General features: G+C 72.3%; 13 protein-coding genes. 8 read left to right on the top strand and 5 right to left on the bottom strand.

Features of this window, described 5'->3' with window-relative positions:
- Nucleotides 1–249: 249 nt before the first annotated feature.
- The 3 genes from BCD49_RS32630 to BCD49_RS32620 all read left to right on the top strand — a co-directional run bounded on the left by BCD49_RS32630 (nucleotide 250) and on the right by BCD49_RS32620 (nucleotide 1944).
- Nucleotides 250–525 carry a GlsB/YeaQ/YmgE family stress response membrane protein gene (locus BCD49_RS32630; RefSeq protein ID WP_007515707.1) on the top strand — a complete coding sequence of 92 codons (276 nt, stop codon included), beginning with the start codon at nucleotides 250–252 and terminating at the stop codon, nucleotides 523–525.
- A 245-nt stretch (nucleotides 526–770) separates the two neighbouring features.
- Nucleotides 771–1439 (top strand): GOLPH3/VPS74 family protein, encoded by a 669-nt coding sequence (locus tag BCD49_RS32625; RefSeq protein WP_007515706.1) that lies wholly within the window; start codon nucleotides 771–773, stop codon nucleotides 1437–1439.
- Nucleotides 1440–1470: 31 nt separating this feature from the next.
- Nucleotides 1471–1944: a hypothetical protein gene (locus tag BCD49_RS32620; RefSeq protein ID WP_007515705.1), complete on the top strand. Its 474-nt coding sequence runs from the start codon at nucleotides 1471–1473 to the stop codon at nucleotides 1942–1944.
- A gap of 20 nt (nucleotides 1945–1964) precedes the next feature.
- On the opposite strand, the gene BCD49_RS32615 is transcribed toward BCD49_RS32620, so the two are convergent.
- From BCD49_RS32615 to BCD49_RS32600, 4 genes are all read right to left on the bottom strand, one after another.
- Entirely contained in the window at nucleotides 1965–2801 is an 837-nt protein-coding gene (locus tag BCD49_RS32615; RefSeq protein ID WP_007515704.1) for an SAM-dependent methyltransferase, read from the bottom strand.
- Nucleotides 2802–2970: 169 nt separating this feature from the next.
- Complete coding sequence (locus BCD49_RS32610) at nucleotides 2971–3498, bottom strand: hypothetical protein (protein WP_007515703.1); 528 nt, start codon at nucleotides 3496–3498, stop codon at nucleotides 2971–2973.
- A gap of 160 nt (nucleotides 3499–3658) precedes the next feature.
- The gene (locus BCD49_RS32605) at nucleotides 3659–4477 is read right to left on the bottom strand and encodes an SAM-dependent methyltransferase (RefSeq protein ID WP_083401838.1); all 819 of its coding nucleotides are present in this window, start codon (nucleotides 4475–4477) and stop codon (nucleotides 3659–3661) included.
- Between the two features lie 200 nt (nucleotides 4478–4677).
- A complete protein-coding gene (locus tag BCD49_RS32600) occupies nucleotides 4678–4887 on the bottom strand; it encodes a hypothetical protein (protein ID WP_007515701.1) in 210 nt (69 codons plus the stop codon).
- Nucleotides 4888–5152: 265 nt separating this feature from the next.
- Here BCD49_RS32600 and BCD49_RS32595 point away from each other — a divergent pair, with 265 nt between their 5' ends.
- Together BCD49_RS32595 and BCD49_RS41330 are read left to right on the top strand one after the other, a co-directional pair.
- A complete protein-coding gene (locus BCD49_RS32595; RefSeq protein ID WP_007515700.1) occupies nucleotides 5153–7108 on the top strand; it encodes a M13 family metallopeptidase in 1956 nt (651 codons plus the stop codon).
- A 47-nt stretch (nucleotides 7109–7155) separates the two neighbouring features.
- A complete protein-coding gene (locus tag BCD49_RS41330) occupies nucleotides 7156–7458 on the top strand; it encodes a hypothetical protein (RefSeq protein WP_007515699.1) in 303 nt (100 codons plus the stop codon).
- A 111-nt stretch (nucleotides 7459–7569) separates the two neighbouring features.
- On the opposite strand, the gene BCD49_RS32590 is transcribed toward BCD49_RS41330, so the two are convergent.
- Nucleotides 7570–9213 carry a GMC oxidoreductase gene (locus tag BCD49_RS32590; protein WP_007515698.1) on the bottom strand — a complete coding sequence of 548 codons (1644 nt, stop codon included), beginning with the start codon at nucleotides 9211–9213 and terminating at the stop codon, nucleotides 7570–7572.
- 2978 nt (nucleotides 9214–12191) lie between these two features.
- Here BCD49_RS32590 and BCD49_RS32585 point away from each other — a divergent pair.
- From BCD49_RS32585 to BCD49_RS32575, 3 genes are read left to right on the top strand one after another with little or no spacing between them, the layout of a single operon-like run.
- A complete protein-coding gene (locus tag BCD49_RS32585; RefSeq protein ID WP_007515695.1) occupies nucleotides 12192–19394 on the top strand; it encodes a type I polyketide synthase in 7203 nt (2400 codons plus the stop codon).
- A gap of 3 nt (nucleotides 19395–19397) precedes the next feature.
- Nucleotides 19398–24257: a type I polyketide synthase gene (locus BCD49_RS32580; protein WP_071042273.1), complete on the top strand. Its 4860-nt coding sequence runs from the start codon at nucleotides 19398–19400 to the stop codon at nucleotides 24255–24257.
- Nucleotides 24254–24562: an acyl carrier protein gene (locus tag BCD49_RS32575; RefSeq protein ID WP_007515693.1), complete on the top strand. Its 309-nt coding sequence runs from the start codon at nucleotides 24254–24256 to the stop codon at nucleotides 24560–24562. Before BCD49_RS32580 ends, BCD49_RS32575 begins: the two co-directional genes overlap by 4 nt.

Genomic DNA, 24562 nt, shown 5'->3' with positions numbered 1-24562 from the left:
GGCGCACGGCGGGACGAGGGCGAGATCGACCTTGACCGTCACGATGCTGGATACGCAAGGTCACGAATTGACCGCGCATTGCGCCGAAGTGGCTCGTTGGCAGTCGGAAGGGTCGTTGCCGCTCCTGGCGGCAACGTCGGCGAACTAACGTCGGCGAACTTCTGTGTTTGGGTGGCGCGACGGGTGGGATAAAGCTCTGGAAATCATGACGGGTGATCGTCGAAGTGCTTCGCCTACCTGGAGGCTCCCATGGTCTGGACCATCATCTTCTGGCTTTTGCTCGGCCTTGTTGCCGGCGCGATCGCGCGTTTCCTCGTGCCCGGCCGTGACCCGATGGGTGTCGTGGCGACCATCGTCGTCGGCGTCGTCGGTTCGTTCATCGGCGGATTCCTTGGATACCTCATCTTCGGCAAGGACCTGAATGAGGGCGCGCTGCAGCCGTCCGGGATCATCGGGTCCATCATCGGCGCGATTCTCGTCCTGCTGGTCTACCGGGCCGCGAGCCACCGCCGCGTCCTGCGCTGACGCCGCGGCGCTGAGGATCGATCCCGTCAGCCCATAGGAGACACGGATCGGTCGGCTGGCAGGTCACGCCAGGCAGCCGTTTGCGGGCGACGTCCACCTGAACGGGCGGTCGGGATGCCAGAAGGCATCCCAACCGCCCGTCGCCGGCATAACCGCATAACCGTCAGCGCGTCGAATTCGGGATCGTCGAATGCGGGATCGTGGCCGGATTTCGATGCCGATCCAGGCAACCGTGGAGGTGGATCGTGCTCATCGCCGAGGAACTACTCCTGCTCGCTCTCGATCCGGCCAAGGGCTCGTCGGTGAACTCGTCACGGCAGCCGCTGACCACGACGCTGAGCGGCGCGCTCATCGCCGAGCTCGGCCTCGCGCACGTCGTGATCCTGGACGGGAAGCGGTTTCACCCGGTGGGGCCGCCACCGTCCGACCCACTGCTGGCGGCGGCGCACCGCGCGATCGGCGAGGTGAAGGGCCGTCGCGCCGTCGACCAGGTGCGCCGGCTCGACAAGGCGCTGGGCGGGGTGTGGAGCGTGGTGCTCGATCGCCTCGTCGAGGAGAAGGTGGTCGGGCGGGAACGGCGACGGATTCTGCTGTTCCCGGTCACCCGGTTCCCGGTGCTGCGGACCGATCTGCGCGACGACATCGTGCGCCGCTCGCGGCAGGCGGCTCGTGGCAGTGGCCCACTCGACGCCCGTACCGCCGCACTGCTCGCGCTCACCGGACCGTCGCGGCTCCTCGAGGTCGTGGCACCGGACCGCGCCGACCGCGAGCACGCCAAGGAGCGGATAGCCACCGCCACGTCGGCGACGCCGGTCGCCCCGGTCGTGGTGCGCGTCCTGCGGGAGGCCCAGGCGGCAGCCAGCGCGGCCATCGGCGCCAGCACGGCGGCAATCGCGGGGAGCGGCTCGTCCTGACCCACGCGTGAAACCGGTCAACATGAGGCGCATGAGAAACCAGTGGTCCTTCGAGCTGACCAGCGTCGTTCCCGCGTCCGCGGAAACGGTCTGGCATCGGGTCGTGACGCCCGAGGGCATCAACGACGAGATGCGTCCCTGGATGACGATGACGCTGCCCCACGGCGTGGGTGAAGTCTCCATCGAAATGATCCGCCTCGGGGTGCCGGTCGGCCGAGCGTGGCTGCGGCTCTTCGGCGTCCTGCCGTTCGACTACGACCGGCTGATGCTCACCGAGCTCGAGCCGGGCCGCCGGTTCCACGAGGAATCCACCATGCTCAGCATGCGGCGATGGGTCCACGACCGCACCGTCGAGGCCACGACCGGCGGCGCGGCCCTCGTCACCGACCGGGTCATCCTGCAACCGCGTGTCGTCCTGTGGCCGGCGGGCCCATTGCTCCGGATCCTGCTCCGCGCCTTCTTCGGGCACCGCCATCGCCGGCTACGGCGACACTTCGCGCGGTGACCATCAGGGCGCGGTGACCATCAGGGCTTGAGCGCGACCGCGCCGTACAGCCACTCGGTGCGCGGGCTCTCGTCGTCGCCCGGGTGCCACTGCCAGGGTCGGACGAGGCCGGGCTCGATGAGGTCCAGGCCGTCGAAGTAGCTCTGGATCGTGGCGCGTGGCCGGAACGTCATGGGTGAGGTGGCGTTGCGGTACGCGGCCTCGGTGCGGGCCACGCCCTCGGCCGGTGGCCCGTCGGTCGTCAGGTGGGACAGGACCAGGTAGGAGCCCGAGGGGACCGCCTCCAGGAACTGGGCAAGCAGACCGCCCGGGTCCTCGGCGTCCTGGATGAAGTGGAACAGGGCCACCAGGAGCACGGCGACGGGCCGCGAGAAGTCCAGCAGCGCGGTGGTTTCCGGATGGGCGAGGATTCCCGCCGGGTTCCGGGCGTCCGCGGTGATGATCGCGGTGGTGTGGTCGTCTGCCAGCAACGCGCGCCCGTGGGCCAGCACGATGGGGTCGTTGTCGACGTAGACGACGTGTGGGGCGGGAATGACCTGCTTGGCGATCTCGTGGACGTTGCCCTGGGTGGGCAGGCCGGTGCCGATGTCGAGGAACTGGTCGATGCCCGCGCGGGCGAGCCACCGGGTCGCCCGCTGCAGGAACCGGCGGTTCTCCCAGACGACGTCGTGGGTCACCGTCCGGCCGAGCGCGGCGTCGACCTTGGCGGCGGCCTCCCGGTCGACCTCGAAGTTGTCCTTGCCGCCGAGGAAGTAGTCGTACATGCGCGCCGGTGTCGGCTGGTCAGTCCGCAGGTCCGCAACCTGACCACCCGGCGTGCTGTCGGGTGCCGCGGACGTGAAATCCCAGCTTGTCATCGTTCCGCCTGTCGAGAGCCAAGCCCCGGACGGTCCCGGTGACCGCGGTGGTCAAGTGGGGCATGTCGACAATATCGACAGGCGGTCCGTCGGCGGAGTCGCCTGCGCGCTCTGGGCGACTCCGTGTCTGCTCGGTGGCGCCAGTCCGTCGCTGGGGCGATACCGGCGCCTATTCCTGCTCGTCGGTTCCGGCGTCGGGGCCGCGGCCGCGCACTCGTTGGACGTGCACGAGCGACTCCTTCAGCTCGTCCAGCCAGTCCCCGGTGTGGCGTTGCACCAGGCGGACGCACCAGAGCAGGGCGTCACTGCGGCTGCGTGCCACGCCGCCCTCGACGAGCAGGTCGAGCACCTGCCGCTCGGGCTGGCGCAACCTGGTCATCACCGGCGCGGAGACGTTGCTGTACAGCCCGCGGGTGCCGGCGCACTCCACGCCCCAGGACACCTTTCGCCCGAACTTCGCCTCGGCCTGACGGGCGACCTCCATCCGGTCCTCGCGGGTGCGCTCCCGGAACTGGGCGACGCGGCCCTCGATGGCGGCGTTCCGCTCCGTGTCGGAGACGCCCTTGGCGAGCTCGGGCTCCTCGATCCGGCCGATCACGGTGATCTCCTCGCGATCGACCGTCACCTCCACCAGCTCCTGGAACAGGGCCGCCGGCAGCCGGCCCGTGAACCAGCCTCGCACTTCCTCTGTAATCATGTAATCAAGCATACCTCGGCGCGCGCCTAGGACTCGATGGACTCGAGGGACTCCAGTCACCACCGTCGTCCAGGCACCGCGAGCCGGGGCGGCCGTGGGCAGCTCGTTCCTGTCGGCGACGCGCCAGGAGATCCAGGCGAGCTACCGAACAGGACCGGGGTTACCGGCKGGCGACTCCGCAGTGGCTGCCGACAGGGGCTGGGTTCGTGCCGGGCTCCGGTCGCCACAGGGACGTGGAGACCACGCCTGGCTCGATGAGTTCCAGCCCATCGAGGAACCGGGCGATCTGCTCGGGGGTGCGTGGGTAGTACGGGTCGCCGGCCTCCGCGCGGCGGCGGGCGGCTTCGTCCGCGGCCGGGGCCGCTTCGTCGGTGCGGTTCGTGCCGTCGTTGACGACGAGGTAACTGCCCGCGGGCACGGCGTCGAGGAGCCGCTTGAGGATGCTGTGGGCCTCGTCGGTGTCGGCGACGTTGCCAAGAATGCCGAGCATTATCAGCGCGACCGGTCTGGTGAGGTCGAGAGTGCGGGCGGCGGCGGTGAGGATGGTCTCGGGGTCGCGCACGTCGGCGTCGACGTAGGCCGTCGCGCCTTCGAGCGTGCTGGTCAGCGAGTCCCGGGCGTGGATGAGGACGAGCGGGTCCCGGTCCACGTAGACGACGCGCGAGTCCGGGGCGACGCGCTGGGCGACCTCATGGGTGTTGTCGGCGGTCGGCAGGCCGGTGCCGATGTCGAGGAACTGGCGGATGCCCGCCTCGCCGGCCAGGAAGCGCACCACCCGGCCCAGGAAGGCCCTCGACTCGCGGGCGATGTCGATGATCTCCGGGTAGAGGTCGCGAACCTGGTCCCCGATCGCCCGGTCGACGGGGTAGTTGTCCTTCCCGCCGAGCCAGTAGTTCCACACCCGGGCCGAGTGCGGAACAGAAATATCGATCATGGGAAGGTGGGCGCTGTCGGGGTCGGGCACAGCGTTCGTGGTCACTGTTGTCTCCTCGGCGCGTCCTTTCTGGTTACCCTAGACGAGTGACGCGGTACCAGTCACAACGGATTGTCTGAATCGAGCTACTGTAAGCAGACTCCGCCATAGGCCGTGTCTGACCGACACCACGGCCACCCGCGGGCTTTGACATGCGAAAACCTCGCGATCGCGCGATCCTGCGCGAGGTGCCGGTTGATGTGCGGTTACTCGGGCGTTTCCGGAGCGGGCACGTCGCGGCCGCGGCGGCGAGGGCCGCTGGATCGGCGAGAACGGGTCCCGACGTCCGCGGCCCGGCGGCGGGACGCCTCCGGTGCCTGTGCGCGTTCCTCGGCGATGTTGCGTGCGATGATCTCGGTCGTCTCGGTGCGGGTCCGGTCGTCGAGCCCGTGCAGGAGGCTGCGCAGCACACTCATCAGATTCTGTCTCCGCTCTCCGGTGATCTGCGCGGTCCCTTCCCCGCCGCTCGCCGACTAACGCTCCCGATCTTGTGCTCGCCTCGGGGCGGGGGCGGCGGAGGATGCTCCAAGCGCCGCCGACCGCGGGTATCCCCAGCCCAAGAAGTCGATCAAGAGCTGATCCTGGGATAGTCCTGGGGAGAGCCGGGGAACGGGCTGGCGGTCGGAGGACTCCCGGCGGGATGCTTCCCTGAACGCCCGATGGACTGGAGACTTCCGTTCTGTGAGCATCCTCGACGACGCCCGCGAGGGCATGGACCTCGACGTACGACCCCAGGACGACCTGTTCGGCCATGTGAACGGCCGCTGGCTCGCCGAGTCGGAGATCCCGGCCGACCGTTCGAGCTGGGGCCCGTTCGTGCAGCTGGCCGATGCCGCCGAGCAGCAGGTCCGCGACATCATCACCGACGTCGCCGCGCAGGACCCGGCGGCCCAGAGCGAGGACGCGCGGAAGATCGCCGACCTCTACAACTCCTTCCTGGACACCGAGGCGATCCAGGCACTCGGGCTGGACCCGGCGCGGCCGCTGCTGGACGCCGCGCGCGGCGTGCGCGACGTGCGCGACCTGGCCGCGTTCCTCGGCGAGTTCGAGCGGTCCGGCGGACGTGGGCTGTTCGGCACCTACGTCGACACCGACGACCGCAACTCCGACCGCTACCTGTTCCACCTTCTCCAGGGAGGCCTCGGCCTGCCGGACGAGTCGTACTACCGGGATGACAGGTTCGCCGAGATCCGGCAGAAGTACGTCGCCTACCTGACCCGCATGCTCGGGCTGGGCGAGCACCCCGATCCGGAGGGCGCCGCGGAGCGGATCCTTGCCCTGGACACCCAGCTCGCGAAGGGGCACTGGGAACGGGCGGAGACCCGCGACGTCCAGCGGACCTACAACCTGATGACGGCCGAGGAGCTGGCGGCGCTCTGCCCGGCGTTCGCCTGGGACGTCTACGTGACCGGTCTCGGCGGTCAGCTGACCGGTCCGCACGCGACGCTGGCGGAGGTGTGCGTGCGGCAGCCGTCGTATCTCGAGCACCTCTCGACGGTGTTGGTCGACACGCCGATCGAGGTGTGGCGTGACTGGTTGGTGGGCCAGGTGCTGCGCTCGGCGGCGCCCTATCTGTCCGACGAGTTCGCCGAGACTCATTTCGACTTCTACGGCCGTACGCTCAGTGGTACGCCCGAGCTGCGGGCCCGGTGGAAGCGCGCGGTGTCGTTCGTCGAGGGCGCGATCGGTGAGGCGGTCGGGAAGGAGTACGTCACCCGTCACTTCCCGCCGCGCGCCAAGGCGCAGATGGACGAGCTGGTCGCGAACCTGCTCGCGGCCTACCGCGAGTCGATCTCCCGGCTGGACTGGATGACCGAAGAGACCAAGGGGCGGGCGTACGAGAAGCTCGCGACGTTCCGGTCGAAGATCGGCTATCCCGACCAGTTCCGGGACTACTCGCAGCTGCGGGTCCGCCGCGACGACCTGATGGGCAACGCCCTGGCCGCCGCCGCGTTCGAGACCGACCGGGAGCTGGCCAAGATCGGTTCGCCGGTCGACCGTGACGAGTGGTTCATGCTCCCGCAGACCGTCAACGCCTACTACAACCCCGGCACCAACGAGATCTGCTTCCCGGCCGGCATCCTGCAGAAGCCGTTCTTCAGCCCGGAGGCTCACCCGGCGGAGAACTACGGCGGCATCGGCGCCGTCATCGGTCACGAGGTGGGACACGGCTTCGACGACCAGGGGGCGCAGTACGACGGCGCCGGCAACCTCAACGACTGGTGGTCACCGGCCGACAAGGCCGCCTTCGAGGTGAGGTCGAAGACGCTGGTAGAGCAGTACAACGCCTTCGAGCCGCGCAACCTGCCGGGGGAGAAGGTGAACGGCGCGCTCACCGTCGGTGAGAACATCGGCGATCTCGGCGGTCTGACCATCGCGCACCGGGCCTACGTCATCTCCCAGGACGGAACGGCGGCGCGCGATGACCGGCGGCGGCTGTTCACGAACTGGGCCTACGTGTGGCGCACGAAGCGCCGGCTGGAGCTCGAGCGGCAGTACCTCACCACCGACCCGCACAGCCCGCCGGAGTTCCGCGCCAACATCGTGCGCAACCTGGACGAGTTCCACGAGGTCTTCGACACCGCGCCCGGCGACGGGCTGTGGCTCGAGCCGCCCGACCGGGTGCGCATCTGGTAGCCGCCGAAAAAGATCGATCATGCTCCGGTCGGGGTACTGGTCCGATCATGGCGAACATACTGCGCCGGGCCGCGGCGGCCGTGGGACTGGGTGGCCGGGCTGGGCGGGCAGGGCAGGGCGGATCGGGTGGCGCGGACAGCCGGGCGTGGAACCCGACCGGCTGGTGGTGGTGTATGGACCACCAGCGCCCGGAGAACCCGCCGGACGTTCCCGGCCACCGCCGGCTTGGTCCGTATTCGAGCGCGGCCGACGCGGCGGCCTGGCGGGAACGCGTCGACCAGCGCAACGAGGCCTGGGACGGGCCGGACCACGACGACGAGGACACCCGGTCAAAGGCGCACCGGCGCTGACACCCCACGTTCGCGCCGGCTGATCGAGCTCGCGAGCGCGACGACGCCACGGCCCGGCCTCGGGACCGCGGCCAGTCGAACTCCTGACTGGCCGCGGTCCCGAGGCACCTGCTAGAAGACCCTTCCGATGTCCTGGCTGACGATCCTCGCCATGCTGTGCTCGGCGAGCGCCGCGATGGTCATGGACGGGTTGCAGGCGCCGGTGGAGCCCGGAATCCGGGCGCCGTCGAGGACATAGAGGCCGCTCTGCCCGAGGACGCGGCCATAGAGGTCGACAGCCGACCCCATGGGAACACCCCCGAGAGCGTGCCACGTCGACGCCTGGGTCGCGTTGGTGTCGGTCATGGTGCCACCGCCCGCCTGGGCGATGGCGTTCATCTTGTTGCGGATCAACGTCTGGAGCGCGGCGTCGGCGTTGGTGGGCCAGGTCAGCTTGGCGTCATCCGTGCTTGAGTCGTAGGCCCAGGTCCCAGGAGCGGGGACGATGCCGAAGCCGACCACGGTCATGAAACGCCCGCCGGTGAGGGCCGCCGGAGGCGCGCCGGCGTGGATGATCCGCAGCGGGATCGCGCTGAGCGGGTCGATGCCGCCGACGGCCGCCGGGCCACCCTCCTTCGTGCCCGGGTCGTCGTTCATGCCGGTCCACGAGTAGATGCGGTCGCCGTTGTTTCCCCACTGGGTGCCGACCGCGTCCGGCAGGTTCGGGATGAGGTTCTTGCCCTTCGCCTTGACCAGCAGCCGCGTCGTTCCCGGCGAACCGGCGTTGAGGAACACCGCGTTCGCGGTGATGTTCTTGTGCTCCAGGACGGCTCCGCCGGTGTCGATGCGGTCGACCGACAGCACCCATTTCTTGTCGGCGCCCAGTTTGATGTCGCGGACGACGTGGAGCGTCTGCACCTGCACCTTGCCCGTCGCCTCCGCGGCGGCAAGGTAGGTGACATCGATCGAGTGCTTCCCGCCGTTGTTGACGCCGAAGGCGATGTCGCTGTTGGTGTAGGCGGCGTTGTACTGGCCGTTGAGCTCCCCGCGTACGAAGTTCCAGTCGACCGGCAGCGGCACGCGGAACGTCTGGAGGCCCGCCTTGGGGGCGACGTTCAGGAAGATCCGGGAGGAGGCGTACGGGCTCGAGTTGAGGACGTCGTTGGGAATGGTGGAAATTCCCAGCATCGAGGCGACGGTGGGATACCACGTCGAGTTGAGCTCGGGATACAGGCCGGTCGCCAGCGGCATGGACCGGGCGAACTCGGTGATGCTTGGCTGCAGCGTCATCCCGTGGTACATGATGGAGCCGCCGCCGACGCAGGCGCCGCAGTTGACCGTTATCCCGTTGCCGTTGATGACCTCGAGGACACCGGTGTAGGGCGACCAGAGCGGGAAGGGCGGGGCTCCCGGCACCGGAGCGTAGGGGGACAGCCAGGCCGACCGGTTGTCGAGGTTCGCGAGCGTCGCGAAGGTGTTCGAGTTCGGGCCCGTCGGCCACCGCAGGCCGCGTTCCAGGACAAGCGTGGACACCCCGGCCTTGCCCAGCCGAAGCGCCGTGACACCGCCGCCGAAGCCGGTGCCGACGATGACGGCCCGTGCGCTCACCTCGGTCGTCGTCACCGCCCGTGCCGGCGTGGCGCCGGCCACCAGCCCGCCGAACGCGACCGCGCCCGCGCCCGCCGCGGCGGCACCCATGAATCCCCGGCGGCTGAAGCGGGTGGAAGGTTCCGGACGGGCTGGCTCGGATAATGCGGGGGTTACCTCGTCGGACATCTTGCCCTCCAAATTCGGCGCATTGCGGTATCCGCCTCCCTGCCCGGCCATGGCGAACGCCAACACCGTGTGCCGACGCCACCATTGCGGTGCTGGCCATGCATCGGGGCGATGGCCGGCTCGGGTGGGCCGGAGGAAGCGGACGATGGCACGAAGAAGATGGCTGGCTACTTTCCACACCATCTCAAGAAGTCCGGTGAGCACGACGGGAGGACAGCCCGGCCTGCCTTGCCGGGCTGGCGCGTCCCCACCGGATGAAAACGATGTCGAGCCGGGGGCCCGTGCGACACCGGAAATATGAATAGCACCCTGCTGTCGCACCGTCAAGAAGATTGTCGTCGCTATTGTATAAGATATTCGCTCATCGACCTCCCTGGAGCGATGAGGCGCGCGGACGGCGCGGACCGTGCGGGTGGTCCCTTCGCAACGGCATCACCGCGCGCTTCCATGGACACGCGAAAATGGCCGGTCGCGGCCTGCCGAACYGGCTGGCCAGGATCGCGGCGGCCTGCTGAATCTGGGTCGGCGAAGGAAGAGATGCCATTCGACATCGTGGACGCGCCGCCTACCCGGTGATGGCAGCCAATGGTGATCTCACCGTTGGCCTGGCGCATCGGCAGGCGGGGTCGTTGCCGTCAGGCGTCGCCGGCGTGGGTCTTCTCGTGCCCGATTGCGGTCCGGTCACCGGACGCGGTGACTCTAGGGGTACCGGTCGGTAGGACGAGATTGACCAATGAATTCGCCCCGGCTTCGATTTCTGTGTTTGTGTTTTGGATTCTTCTAGAAGGCAACTCCCCTCTCTGACCCGGTCTTCGGTGGCACATCCGTGCCGTTCGTCGACCTGAGGAACCCCGAAGACAACCGGCGCGACGATCGCCGCCGCCTTTGTGATCTTCGCGTTCAGGAGCATCGATGCGACGCGTCGCGGGAGCAACTTTTTCGCGCGGTGCCGGGAGACCAGAAAGGCTCTGACCCCGGAAAACGCCGCCGCGCGCCGATGGCACTTTGGTGCCATCAAGGGGGGTGGTGCCGCCCCCCCCCGGGCGGCACCACGGCTGGAGGCGTGACGGCTCCGCGACGGGGACGGGATGGTGGGAGCTTCTGGAGGGGGCAGTGCGGATCGGCGGGCGCCGTGCTGGCGAGGGAGGCGGTTCACCTCCGTCGTCCAGGTCCGACCGGGTAGGGCCGGGTATGCCCGCTCGTCGCGGTTTCGTCCTCTTTTGGTCCCGCGTCTGGTCGCACGTCGGTTCGCCTCGATATCTGCAGCCGGCTCCTGCCGGCCGCGCGGCAGACCGGGCTGGGGAATCGTGGTGGAAGTGGTCGTGAGCCGGTCGAGGAATTCGCGCCTTCGGGAATGTCGCCTGCATGACCGGCCAGACTTCGTAATGCCCGGCGCTCGTATGGTGGGGTCATAAATTTGTGAGTGTTCACTCATCTTGCGGGCGGTGTGACACTTGTTAGTCACGTGTAGTAGATAGCTAGCGACGTAGCGAGTTCAGTTTGTCGAGGTGTGGGGGTTCCTGGCGCAGCCCCCAGGGCTGACTCGCGCTGGGCCTTGCCAGCGGTGCCCGTCCGGGATCCTGGCTGTCCGAGTCGAGCGCGTCGCGTCGGTGGGTGGGCGGCGGGCAAGCCGCCGCGCAGGCGCCGGCGGCATTCCCTCGCGCCGCGTCGACCGGGCCCGCCGTGGCCACGCCGCCAGCCCGCGCGGAGCGCCGCAGGTCCCGGTCGCCGTAGGACCAGTTGGCAACCGATCCTCCCCGGAGACCGAATGCCGGCGGTGTGCCCGTTGTGCGCTCGTGACGCCCGTCGGGGGTGGTCGGTCGGGTACGCCTCGGGCGTGCGGAGGCGGCGGGTGGTGTGACCGCCTGGCGCGGGTCGCGCGGAGCCTCGGCGCGAGACGGCAACTCGCAGTGACGATTTCTTGTGGTCATCTGCTCTCTGAGCGTAATCAGTCGTGGTGGTGACCGTGTGTGTAGCTGGCCTTCATCACCGCGCTACATCAGTGAGTGCTCACTTGCGCGGATTTGGTCCTTCGTTTACTGTCTGTCCTCGTTGACGGCGAATGGGGGTAACGAGGCGCTTCCACGGAGTATGGCCAACATGGCCGCGGGCCACGGTTCCTCAGTGATTCGTCGTTTTGTCGAACGCTAAACATCTGCATAGTTCGGCCCTTCTTGCCTCGCCGCTCCGGCAGGTTCTCGTCGGGGGGCCGGGTGTCGCCGGTGGGCAAGGCGGCGGAACCGAGGCGGGGACGCGGCCCCGACGTCGCCCCGACCGTTCGGGGTGACGTCGAGCGCGCCGGCTGGGGGTGGCCGTGCATGCCTGGTCGCCTGTGGTGAGACTGACGCCCTTTCTCACCTCCAGGTGTGGAGCGCAAGGCCTTCCTGCGCGATGGATATTGACGGCCTCATTCGTTCGACCGCGAACTTCTTCGGTCCCCTCGATTCGCCTCGTGTCCACGCCGGTGTTACGAGGTCGCCCGCGCCGATGTGCGGCCTCGCTGGTTGGCGCCTGTTCCCTGACGAACTTCCTGGTCCTCGGTCGCGTCGCCCAGGCGCCGCCGCCAGGCCCGCTCGCCCACCAGTCGGACGTGTTGTCGACGCCGACCGGCGCGGCGCGGCGGGCTGGGTAGAAGGTCGTTCTTCCTAATCGGAAACTGGAGTCCATCGGCGGTCCGCACGGTCTGGAACGCCACCTCCGAGATGGCGTTCGCCAAAGGCGCTTCCTGAGAGGGCGTTCGCCAAGAATGGCGTTCGCCAAAAAAGCAGCACCAGGCTCATTCGCTGGACACGTGGGCGGCGAGCACCGCGCCGGACTCGCCGCCCGACGTCGGCCGCACGTCACGGCCGTTCGTCCCCAGCCGGCGCCCTCTCGTCGCCGGTGCCGCCGGCCGAAAGCCCCTCGCTGGGGGCACCGGCGACGCATCGCCCACTCCCGGCCGGCATCGCCGGCCGCATGGACACCTCTGGAAGTGATCTGTGAAACACAGTGCTGCGCCCAGGCCGGTCGTCGGCGGCCTCGGGGTGACCGACGCGGGACGCCGCGCCGTCGGGAGCCGGGACCACGTCATCGGGGTGAGCCCGTTGGGAGAACCAGACCCGAGGCTGGTCGCGGCGGTCAGCGGCGCCGGAGCCCTGGGCGTGCTGGACCTCGGGCCCGATCCAGCCGGCGCGGCCAGGGCACTGCGATTGACCGCCCGGCTGACGGAGTCGTCGTTCGGCGTGCGAATCTCCCGGCCGGAGGCGGTGGACGCGGACGAGCTGGCGCGGCACCGCGGCCGGATCGACACGCTGCTGGTGGCGGGTGACACGCTCGCCGATGCCGGCAGCCAGCGGCTGCTGGACGCGCTGCCCGGCGCCCGCGTCCTGGCCGAGGTCACGAGCGTTCGCGAGGCGGTGGCGGCGGTGGCCGCCGGAGCCGACGGCCTGCTGGCCCGGGGCAACGAGGCCGGCGGCCGCGTCGGTGAGCTCAGCTCCTTCGTCCTGTTGCAACAGGTGCTCGTGCAGCGGGACCTGTTCGGGGACGAGGGGGCGTCCCCGCGCGTCTGGTGCTGGGGCGGGGTGGGTGTGCGCACGGCGGTCGCGGCGGTGGTCGGGGGCGCGGCCGGAATCGTCCTGGACACCCAGCTCAGCCTGCTGCGCGAGGCCACCGTGACCGAATCGGTCGGCGCCGCGCTGCGCCGGATGGACGGCACCGAGACGGTCGTCGCGGCCGGGTACCGGGTCTACCAGTTACCCGCCGCCCGCCAGGCGAGTGGGAGCGCCGAGGACTGGTCGGCCGAGGCGGTCGTCGCCCGGCTCGGTGGGCACGACCCCGGTCGCCAGCTGTTGCCGGTCGGGCAGGATGCCTTCCTCGCCCAGCTGTTCGCCAACCGGTTCGGCACCACCGCGCGGGTCGTCCAGGCGATCCGCGGGGCCCTGAGCGCCGCGGCGGACCCGGCCGAGCTCGCGGCCGCCGAGTCCGTCCTGGCGTCGGACTCGCCGCTGTGCGCCTCCTGGGGAACCACCCGGCCCGTCGCGCAGGGGCCGATGACCCGGGTCAGCGACCAGGCCGGGTTCGCGCGCCGCGTCGCCGACGACGGCGCGCTGCCGTTCCTCGCGCTGGCGCTCGCGGACGAGCGGCAGTCCCGCCGGCTGCTGCTGGAGACCCGAGACCTGCTGGGCGACCGGCCCTGGGGGGTCGGACTGCTCGGCTTCGCCCCCGAACAGCTGCGGGCCACCCAGCTCGGCGTGGTGCGCGAGATCCGGCCGTCCTGCGTGATCGTCGCCGGCGGCCGGCCCTCCCAGGCCGCCGACCTCGAGGCGATCGGCATCCCGACCTTCCTGCACGTGCCGTCGCCGACGCTGCTGCGGCAGTTCCTCGACGCGGGCGCCCGGCGCTTCGTCTTCGAGGGCTCCGAGTGCGGCGGCCACGTCGGCCCGCGCGCGAGCTTCCCACTCTGGGAGGCGCAGCTCGACGTCCTGCTCGACCACCTCGACAGGACCTCGCCAGGCGCGCGGACCGCGGGAGCCGGCCCGCGGGACCGGACCGGCCACGGCCTGCAGGTCCTGTTCGCGGGCGGAGTGCACGATGCCCGCTCCGCGTCCATGGTGGCCGCGATGGCGAACCCGCTCGCCGCCCGTGGCGTCGGCGTCGGCGTGCTGATGGGCACCGCCTACCTCTTCACCCGGGAGGCCGTCGAGGCGGGCGCCATCCAGGACGAGTTCCAGCGGCAGGTGCTGGCCGCGGAGGGCACGGCCCTGCTGCGGACCGGGCCGGGTCACGCGACCCGCTGCGTGTCGAGCCCGTTCGTCGACCGGTTCCACGCCGCCCGCGACGAGTTGCGCGCACGGGGCGTGCCGGATCAGCGGGCGTGGGAGGAGCTGGAGCAGCTCAACGTCGGCCGGCTCAGGGTGGCCAGCAAGGGCCTGGAGCGCAGCGGCGACGACCTCGCCGCGGTCGACGGTGAGCGACAGCGTGCCGAGGGCCTGTTCATGGCGGGGCAGGTCGCCGTGCTGCGGTCGGCCACCACCACGATCCACGAGCTGCACGACAACGTCACGGCGGGCGCCCGCCAGTACCTGCGCGACCAGGCCGAGCGGCTGCGGGACGGGCCCGGCCCGGCGACCGCTGGGCGGACGGCCGACGCGGCTCCCCTGGACATCGCCGTCGTCGGCATGGCCTGTGTGCTGCCGGGCGCCGCCGACCTGGCCACCTACTGGGCGAACGTCGTGTCCGGCAAGGACGCGGTCTCGCTCGTGCCACCCGAGCGGTGGGATCCCGAGATCTACCTCGACGCCGACGGTGGCCCCGACGGCGGCCCGAGCGGGGAGAAGACCCGTTCGAAGTGGGGCGGCTTCCTGCCCCGGATTCCCTTCGACCCGTTGCGCTACGGCATCCCGCCGGCGTCGCTGGTGAGCATCGAGCCGGTCCAGGCGCTGGCCCTGGAGACCGCCCGGCGAGCGCTCGACGACGCCGGGCTCGATCCCGACCGCGTCGACCACATCCGCACCGGCGTGGTGTTCGGCACCGAGCCCAACAGCGACCTGTCCGCCGCGATCACCCTGCGCGCGCTGCTGCCGGCGTACTACGGCGAGGTGCCGCCGGAGCTGCGGGACATCCTCCCGCACATCACGGCGGAGACGTTCACCGGCATCCTCGGCAACATCGTCGCGAGCCGGATCTCCAACCGGCTCGACCTGGGCGGCCCGGCCTATGTCGTGGACGCCGCCTGCGCCTCGTCGCTGGCCGCGCTGGACATGGCCTGCAAGGAGCTGCGGTTCGGCGGCGCGGACGTGATGATCTGCGGCGGCGCCGACCTGCACAACAGCGTGCTCGACTACCTGCTGTTCTCCTCCGTCGGTGCGCTGTCACCGAGCGGCCGGGCCCGGCCCTTCGCCGCCGATGCGGACGGGACCACGCTCGGCGAGGGCGTCGCCTGCGTCGTCCTCAAGCGGCTCGCCGACGCCGAACGCGACGGTGACCGCGTCTATTCGGTGATCAAGGGGCTKGGCGCGGCCAGCGACGGCCGGTCCCTCGGCCTGACCGCGCCCCGGCCGGAAGGCCAGCAGCTCGCGCTCGAACGCGCCTACCACAACGCCGGCGTCTCGCCGGCCGACGTGGGACTCGTCGAGGCGCACGGCACCGGCACGGTCGTCGGTGACCGCACCGAGCTCACGACGCTCACCAAGGTGTTCACCGACGCCGGCGCCCGGCCGGGTACCTGCGCTCTCGGGTCGGTCAAGTCGCAGATCGGCCACACGAAGACCGCCGCCGGCCTCGCCGCCCTGGTCAAGGTGTCGCTGGCTTTGCACCACGGCGTCCTGCCGCCGACGCTGCATGTCCAGACGCCGAACCCGGCCTGGGAGCCCGACGCCAGCCCGTTCGTCTTCGCCGGCACGGCGCGGCCGTGGACCCGGCCCGTCGCCGGTCGGGTGGCCGGGGTCAGCGCCTTCGGTTTCGGCGGAGCGAACTACCACGCGGTCCTCACCGGTCATGCCGGCGCGGTCGACGCCCGGCACGCCCTCGACCAGTGGCCGGCGGAGCTGTTCGTGTTCCGCGGCGCGGACCAGGCGTCGGCCCTCGCCGGGGTGACAGAGCTGCGGCGGCTGCTGGTCGCGAACGACGCCGGTGGCCGGCCGTGGCCGCTGCGCGACCTGGCCGCGACGGCCACCCGCCGGGCGCGACCGCGGCGAGGGCCCGTCCGGATCGCGGTGGTCGCGCGGGACCTGGACGACCTCGCCCACCTGCTGGAACGGGCGGCCCACGGCGAGTCGGACGCGCGGGTGGGGCTGTTCGCCGTCGGGGACCCCTCGCCGGTCGCCTCGGCCGCCCCGGGCGGCGGGAGCGGCGCGGGTGACCTGGGGGGCGCCGGCGCGGTGGCCGTGCTGTTCCCGGGGCAGGGCAGCCAACGGCCGGGCATGCTGGCCGAGCTGTTCGTCGCCTTCCCGGAGCTGCGGGACTATCTGCGGCTCGGCGAGCCGTGGCTGGAGGCGATCTTCCCGCCGTCGACGTTCGACGGGCCGCCGGGTTCGCCGTCGGGCGGCGCTGGGAGCGCTGGGAGCGCCGAGGAGCGGCTGCGGGACACCCGGGTCGCGCAGCCGGCGCTCGGGATCGCGGGCCTCGGCGCCTACCACCTGCTGTCCCGGCTGGGCCTCGTGCCCGACATGATCGGCGGTCACAGCTACGGCGAGCTGGTCGCGCTGTGCGCCGCGGGCGCCTGCGCCCCCGAGACGCTCCTCGACCTCTCGGCCGCCCGGGGCGAGGCGATCGTCCGCGCGGTCACCGGCGCCGGATCCCGGGAGTCCGCCGGCGGCGCCGAGTGGCCGGACCAGGGCGCGATGGCGGCCGTGCGGGCGCCCGTGACGGTCGTGGCCACGACGCTGGCCGAGGCGCGCCTCGACGGGCAGGTGGTCGTCGCCAACCACAACGCGCCCGACCAGGTCGTGATCTCCGGGGCGACCTCGGCGGTCGAGGCGGCGATCCGGCTGTTTCGCGCCGCCGGGCACAGCGCCGTCCGGCTGCCCGTCGCCTGCGCGTTCCACAGCCCGCTGATCGCCGAGGCCGGCGCGGAGTTCGCGCAGCGGCTGGCGGGCGCCCCCCTGACCGACCCGCGGCTGCCGGTGTGGGCGAACCGCACGGCGGCGCCCTACCCGGCCACCGACGGCGACGCCACGGTGGGCGACGCCGTCCGGGCCGAGCTCGCCGCGCAGGTGGCGGCGCCGGTGCGGTTCGTCGAGCAGATCGAGGCGATGTACGCCGCCGGAGCGCGGGTGTTCGTCGAAGCGGGTCCCGGCCGGGTGCTTACCGGCCTGGTCGACTCCATCCTCGATGGCCGGCCGCACCTGGCAGTCGCCTGCGACGGCCGGCGCCGTGGGCTGACCGGCTTCCTGGACGCGGTCGCGGCGCTGCTGGTCGCCGGCGTGCCGCTGTCCGTCGACTGGCTTGTCGACGGCCGCGACGCCGTGGACCGGGACGGCGCGACGGCGCCGACCCCGCCGCGGTGGAGCGTGGACGGCCGCAGCATCTGCCGCGCGGACGGTACGCCGCTGCCCGGCGGCCTGCTGCCGGCCCACCAGGTACGCCGGACAGGCCCGCCGTCGCCCGTGCCCGCGCTGGCCGGCGCCTCGGCCCCGGCTGACCACACGATGCCGACCGGCGCGGCGGCGAACGGCCCGGTCGACACCGCGACCCGGGAGACGCTGGTCAGCCAGTTCCTGCGGACCTCCCGGGACAACCTGGCCGCGCAGCGCGACGTGCTGATGTCCTATCTGGGCTCGGGCCGGGACGTCATCACGGCGCTTCCGACGGCGGCGCTCCTCCCGGCGGCGCCCGCACCCGCGGCCGACGTTCCCATCACCACCCCGGCGGCGGTCGCCGCGCTGGCCCCATCACCGGCCGGCACGCCGCAGGACGTGACGACCACCGTGCTCGACCTGATCGCCGAGAGCACCGGCTACCCGACCGACATGATCGACCTCGACCTCGACCTCGAGACCGACCTGTCCGTCAACTCGCTGAAGCGCACCGAGCTCGCCGGCCAGCTCGCCGACCGCTTCGCGTTCGCCGGCACTGGCACCGGCGGCGTCGACGAGCTCAGCCGGCTGCGCACCGTGCGCGCCATCGTGGGCTGGCTCACCGAACGGGGACCAGGTCGTGACGTGTCCGCCGACCTGTCCGTCTCCGCCCCGGCGGGGGAGGCCCGACAAGCGGGTGAGGCGCGCGGCCGTGGTCCGACGCGGTTCGTCCTCACCAGGCGGCCGACGTCTCCCGGCCCCGGCCAGGTGGACCTGACGGGTACCACCTGGATGGTGTTCGGCCGCGCCGCCGACGTTCCCGGCCAGGAGACGGTCATGCGCCGGCTGACGGAGCTCGGCGCCGAGGCGCGCTTCAGGCTGGTCGACGAGCTGGCCGACAGGCCGGCTGACGGCGACCGACCGGCCGTGGACGGCGCGGTATACCTGGCCGGCTGGGGGGACGACGCCGGGGAGCCGGAGCTGCCAGACGCCTTCGGCGCGCTGCGCGCCGTGCTGCACGGCGGCCCTCGCTGGCTGCTGGCCGTGACCCCGCCCGATGCCATGCCCGCCATCGGCCTGCGCGGCCTGTTCCGCACGCTTGGCCGCGAGTACCCGACAACCACGGTCAGGCTGGTCGAGACCGACGCGGCCGCGGGCCCCGCTCTCGCCGCCATCGTCACCGCCGAGCTGGGCGAGCCTCCCGGCGGCCCGGTGGTCGTCGTCCACCGCGACGGCGCGCGCCTGACCGAGGAGCTGACGGCGGTGGCCGCCGGGCCGCTCGCGACGGCCGGGGCGGGGCCGGCCGACGACGGCACCGCCGAGGCCACGGCGCTCGGCCTGGACCGTGACGCCGTCGTCGTCCTGGTCGGGGGGGCCCGTGGGATCACGGCGGGGTTCACCGCCCTGCTCGCGGGTGCCGCCGGTTGTCATCTGGAACTGGCCGGGCGCACCCCCGAGCCGGCGGGCGACGAGGACCCGCGGCTCGCGGCCGCGCTCGACCGGACCGCCCTGCTCGACGCCGTCCGGGAGCTCGGGCACCGGTCGCCGCGAGAGGCGAGCCGCGAGGTCGCGCGGGTCCTGGCGCAGCGGGAGATCCGGGCGACGCTCGCCACCGTCGCGGCCCGTGGCGCTGACGCCCGCTACCACCAGCTCGACGTCCTGGACACCGAGGCGGTCCACCGGTTCGTCAAGGAGCTGTTCGCCCACCACGGTCGGATCGACGCCGTCGTGTACTCCGCCGGAGTGATCGAGGACCGGCTGGTCGCGGACAAGGAGCCGGAGTCGTTCCGCCGGGTGTTCGACACGAAGGTGGCCGGGGCGCTGGCGCTGCTGGCGGCGTTCGACGAGTTACCGGTCCCGCCACGCACCCTGGCGTTCTTCGGCAGCATCGCCGGCGTCCTGGGCAGCCGGGGCCAGAGCGACTACGCCGCGGCGAACGACGCGCTGGAATCCCTCGGCGCTGCCTGGGCGGGGCGGACCGGGGCGCGGGCGCTCACCGTCCACTGGGGTCCCTGGGCGCCGGACGAGAGTCATCCCGGCATGGTCAGCGCCGACCTGGAGCGGGACTTCGCCCGCCGCGGGGTCGACCTGATCGACCCGGAGGAAGGGCACCGGTGCCTGCTGCGCGAGCTGGCCTGGGGCCCGCGAGACCTTCGCGGTGTCGTCTACACCGCGTCCGGCTGGTAGACGATGACCACTTCCTCCGCGGATTCCTCCTCCTCGGACTGGCGGTCGCCGCCGGTCGCCATCGTCGGCATGGCGGTGCTCCTGCCGGGCGCGCCCGACCTGGAGACGTACTGGCGGAACCTCGTGGACGGCAACGACGCCATCGCCGAGGTGCCGCCCGGTCGCTGGGACCCGGCGTTCTACGACCCGCGCGCCGCGTCGGGGCCGGCCCGCGCCGACCGGATCTACTGCCGGCGCGGCGGGTTCGTGGACGAGTTCGCCTACGCCGACCCGCTCCGCTTCGGTATCCCGCCGAGCGACGTGCGCAGCATCGAGCCCGACCAGCTCCTCGCGTTGCGCGTCGCGGCCGCCGCGATCGACGACGCCGGCGGCCCGTCCCGGTTGGGAGATCCCGGCCGGGTCGGAGTCATCCTCGGCCGGGGCGGCTACATCGGCCCGGGCATGGCCCGCCTCGACCAGCGGCTGCGCACGGCCCACCAGCTGGTCCACACCCTCGGGACGTTGCTGCCGACGCTCGGCCCCGACGACCTCGACCAGGTCCGGGCCGCGTTCACCGAGCAGCTCGGGCCGGAGGCGCCGGACGCGGCGATGGGCATCGTGCCGAACCTGGCCGCGGCCCGGATCGCGAACCGCCTCGACCTGGGCGGGCCGGCGTTCACCGTGGACGCCGCCTGCGCGTCGTCACTGGTCGCCGTGGACTGCGCCGTGGCCGAGCTGGCCTCGGGCCGCTGCGACACGGTGCTGGCCGGCGGGGTCCACCACTGCCACGACATCACCCTGTGGAGTGTGTTCACGCAGCTGCGGGCTCTGTCGAAGGCGCAGCGGATCCGGCCGTTCGACCGCGGCGCGGACGGCACCCTGATCGGCGAGGGAACGGGCGTCGTCGTCCTCAAGCGGCTCGCCGACGCGGAACGCGACGGGGACCGGGTCTACGCGGTGGTCCGTGGAACCGGTGTGTCCAGCGACGGCCGGGGCGGCGGGCTGGTCAGTCCTGACCCGGCGGGGCAGCAGGTGGCCGTCGAGCGGGCCTGGCGCGCGGCCGGTCTCGACCCGCGCGAGCCCGGCGCGGTCGGCATGATCGAGGCGCACGGCACCGCCACGCCGGCCGGCGACCAGGCCGAGCTGACGACCCTGGCTCGCGTGTTCGGGCCCGGCGGCGGCGACCGGGCGGGACCGGGCGGGCTCGGCGCGCTCGGCTCGGTGAAGGCGATGATCGGGCACGCCATGGCGGCCGCCGGCATCGCCAGCCTGGTGAAGGCGGCCCTGGCGCTGCACCACCGGGTCCTGCTGCCGGCGGTGAACTGCGACGATCCGCATCCCGCGGTCGCCACGACCCGGTTCCGTCCGCTGCCGGCCGCCGTGCCGTGGGAGTCCGTCGGTCCTCGCCGGGCCGGTGTCAACGCGTTCGGCTTCGGCGGCACCAACGCGCACGTGCTGCTGGAGGAGGCTCCGGCCGCCGCGGCCGCCGCGGCCGCCGCGGGCCCGGCGGTCGTGGCTCCGGCGGCCGCCCCGGGCGCCGGCTCGGCGGTGGCCACGGTCGTCGAACCCGAGCTGGTGCTGCGGCTGGCGGCGGCGACCCCGGACGAGCTGGGCGTCCTGCTCGAGGTCGAGGACGTGGTGCTGCGGGCCCAGGCCGAGACCACGCCCGCGTACACCGGGACAGGGGCGCGGCTCGGCCTGGTGAACCCGACCGCGCGGCGGCTGGCGTCCGCGCGCTACGCGGTCGGCGGGATTCGCCAGGGGGCGTGGAAGGCCTGGCGCGGCCGGAGCGAGGTGTGGGCCAGCGCCGAACCACTGCTGGCCGGCCCGGACGCCGGCCGGACCGCGTTCGTGTTCCCCGGGCTGGAGGCGGAGTTCGCCCCACAGCTCGACGACGTCGCCCGCCGCTTCKGGTTCGCCCTCCCGGCGGAGCTGTCCAGCGCCGACCTGGGCCGGCACGGCACCGGTGTCCTGCTGGTGAGCCGGCTGCTGGACCGGGTGCTGCGGCGGATGCGGATCGCGCCGGACGCGCTGGCCGGGCACAGCATCGGCGAGTGGAGCGCGATGTTCGCCGCCGGGATGTTCGACGACGACGCGGTCGACGCCGACATCTTCGCCGCCGATCCCTACGAGGGCGACGTCCCCGAGGTCGACTACGCGTCGCTGGCCTGTTCGAGCGACCAGGCCAGACAGGCCCTCGCCGACTACCCGGACATCGTCCTTTCCCACGACAACGCGCCCCAGAGCTCGGTCGTCTGCGGGCCCCCGGCCGCGATCGCGGACCTGGCCGGCCGGCTGCGGCGCAAGAACGTGGTCGTGCAGGTCCTGCCGTTCCGGTCCGGCTTCCACACCCCGATGCTGCGGCCCCATCTGCCGGCGCTGCGGGCCCGCACGGACCGGCTTCGGCTGCGCCGGCCGGCGCAGGTCGAGCTGTGGTCGGCGACGACGGCGTCGCCGTATCCGGCCGACCTGGCGGCGGTCCGGGAGCTGTTCGTCCGTCACCTGGTCGAGCCGGTCCTGTTCCGCCAGACCGTCGAGGCGATGTACGCGGCCGGTGTGCGGGTGTTCGTCCAGGTCGGGCCGGGGCGGTTGGGCGGGCTCGTCGACGGCGTGCTCGAGGAGGCGCCCCACCTGACCATCGCCGCGAACTCGGCCCACCGCGACGGGCTTGGCCAGCTTCGCCGGCTCGCGGTCGCGCTGTGGGTGGAGAACGGCGACCCCGACTTCGCCGTGCTCGACGAGCCCGGCACCGACCACGCCGGTCCCGGCGGCCAGCCCGGCGCCGACGTCACGGCCCACGCGACGGTCCCAGCGCCGGACGGTCCTCGCGAGCATCCGGTTCGGCTCGACCTCGGCGCGTCGACGATCGCCGTCGACCCCGCCAGGCTCCCGCGTCTCGGCCTCGTCGGTGCCGGCCCGCCGCGACCAGGCGATGCCCAGACCGGCGGCGGGCTGGCTGCCGAACTGCCGGGGTGGTCCCTGCCCGCCGATCACCCGCTGGCCGTCCGGGCGGACCGGGACCCGCTGGCCAGGGAGCTCATGGCGCTGCTGGCCGAGACCGCCGACACGGCCGCGGCCGTCCTGACCTATCCGGCCGGCGACGCCGCGCCGAGCCGAGCAGCATCCGCCGGGCCGGTATCCGTCGGACCGGCTACGGCGCCGGCCCCAACCGGCCCGGACGACCTGCGCGAGGAGCCCGGGGGAGCGGGCTGGACGGCGACGATGCGGGTGTCCACCGCGACCATGCCGTACCTGCTCGACCATGCGCTGACCCCGCAGCCGCCGGGTTGGCCGGACCTCGCCGACCGGCGTCCGGTGCTGGCCGCGACCACCACCGTCCGGCTGATGGCCGACTACGCGCAGCGGGCGTCGGGCCGGACCGCCGTCGGCGCCTACGACCTGCGCTTCGACAACTGGCTCCCGGCGGAACCGGCTACCGACGTGGCCGTCAGCCTGCGGCCGGAGGGGCCGGATCGGTATCGGGTCACCTTCGCCGGGTTCGCGAGCGGTCTGGTCCGGCTGGCCGACACCTTCCCCACGCCGCGGCCGCCGCGCTGGCCGGTTGACGCCGACGCCGAGCAGCCGCCGACGATGACCGGCCGGGACCTGTACCGCGAACGGTGGATGTTCCACGGCCCCGCCTTCCAGGGCGTGACCACCTTGCTCGGGCATGGGCCCTCGCATGTCCGCGGCGTCCTCACTGGCTCCCGTACGCCAGGTGCGCTCCTGGACACGGCCGGTCAGCTCCTCGGCTACTGGGTGCGCATGCGGGAGTCGGACCGTTTTCTGATGTTCCCGGTCAGGATCGGAGGCGTCGAATTCTTCGGCCCCGAGCCCGCGCCGGGTACGCCGGTCTCCTGCCACGCCTGGGTCAGGGAGTTCGACAACGAGTGGGCCGAGGCGTACATGCAGCTCGTCGACGGCAACGAGGTCTGGGCGAACGTCTATGGCTGGGTGAACCGCAGGTTCGATCTGCCCGCGGAGCTCGACGAGGCATTCCGCTGGCCGGAGCGGCGGCCGTTCGCCGGCCTCCGCCCTGGCGGCTGGGTGATGGCCACCGAGCGCTGGTCCGACCTGGCCGTCCGCGAGATGGTGCTCAGCCGCTATGTCGGTTCGGCCGAACGCGCGCGGTATGACGTGCTGCCGCCCGGCCTGCGCCGGGAGTGGCTGCTGCGGCGGATCGCGATCAAGGACGCCGTCCGCGCCCGGCTCTGGGGGCCACAGCGCCCGGAGATCTTTCCCGCTGAGATCCAGGTGTCGGACCCGTTCGGCACCGCGGCCGCCGGGTGGGACGGCAACGGCTGCCGGGCCGGCACGGGCACCGGTGCCGGCCCGCCGGTGACCGTGTCCGGCGCCCCCGGCTACCCGCTGGCGCCCTTCGAGGTCCGCGTCGCGAGCGTCCAGGATCTCGCGGTCGCGCTCGCCGTGCCGGTGGCCGTGCCGACCCGGGCCGAGCACGCCGGGCCGGGCCCGCGGGCAGCCGTCGGCCTCGCCATCGAGCCGGTCATGGCGGACCGGTCGAACCCGCTCCCCGGCCCAGCCCGGCGGCCGCCGGTGGGCGTCGATCCCGACGACCCGTGGTGGCGTTGCCGCCTGGCGGCCGTGACGGACGCCGCCGCGCGGGCGGCCGGGGTCGACGGGTCCCGGCCGCGGGTCACGTCGGCGGCGCGGGCCGCCGACGACCGGGAACCGGTAACCGCCGCGGTGACCGTGGACGGCACCCGGTACGCGGTGAACTGCGTCGAGGTGGCCACCAGCCCGCCAGGGCTGCCCGCCCGCGGATACGTCGTGGCCTGGACGACCGGCGCCCAGCCGGCGAACGACGACCGTAACGACGACAAGAACGACCAGAGACACGTGGAATGGAGGGGAGTCGACGCATGACCATGGACGACGGTCGGACCAGTGCGGTCCTTGCCGAGGCCAACGACATGATCAACACGATCACCCGGAAGTACGGGTCGCCGCCCGTCCAGGTGACCATGGACACGCTTTTCCACAGCGAGCTCGAGCTGGAGAGCATCGACCTGGTCACGCTCGGCGTGATGCTCGCGGAGCGGTATGGCGACGAGGTCAGTATGGCCGAGTTCCTGGCCGACAAGGATCTCGGCGACGTCATCGCGCTGCGCGTCGGCGAGGTGGTCGACTACGTCGTGTCCTGCCTGGACGTCCCGACGGCCGTCGACTGA

It is taken from the genome of Pseudofrankia sp. EUN1h (genome assembly GCF_001854645.1).
Classification (GTDB): domain Bacteria; phylum Actinomycetota; class Actinomycetes; order Frankiales; family Frankiaceae; genus Pseudofrankia; species Pseudofrankia saprophytica.
This window is presented reverse-complemented; position numbering and strand designations above follow the sequence as displayed.

Coding starts and splice junctions, on each gene's coding strand:
- BCD49_RS32630 (WP_007515707.1), top strand. CDS start 250: ATGGTCTGGACCATCATCTTCTGGCTTTTGCTCGGCCTTGTTGCCGGC.
- BCD49_RS32620 (WP_007515705.1), top strand. CDS start 1,471: ATGAGAAACCAGTGGTCCTTCGAGCTGACCAGCGTCGTTCCCGCGTCC.
- BCD49_RS32615 (WP_007515704.1), bottom strand. CDS start 2,801: ATGACAAGCTGGGATTTCACGTCCGCGGCACCCGACAGCACGCCGGGT.
- BCD49_RS32610 (WP_007515703.1), bottom strand. CDS start 3,498: ATGATTACAGAGGAAGTGCGAGGCTGGTTCACGGGCCGGCTGCCGGCG.
- BCD49_RS32600 (WP_007515701.1), bottom strand. CDS start 4,887: ATGAGTGTGCTGCGCAGCCTCCTGCACGGGCTCGACGACCGGACCCGC.
- BCD49_RS41330 (WP_007515699.1), top strand. CDS start 7,156: ATGGCGAACATACTGCGCCGGGCCGCGGCGGCCGTGGGACTGGGTGGC.
- BCD49_RS32590 (WP_007515698.1), bottom strand. CDS start 9,213: ATGTCCGACGAGGTAACCCCCGCATTATCCGAGCCAGCCCGTCCGGAA.
- BCD49_RS32575 (WP_007515693.1), top strand. CDS start 24,254: ATGACCATGGACGACGGTCGGACCAGTGCGGTCCTTGCCGAGGCCAAC.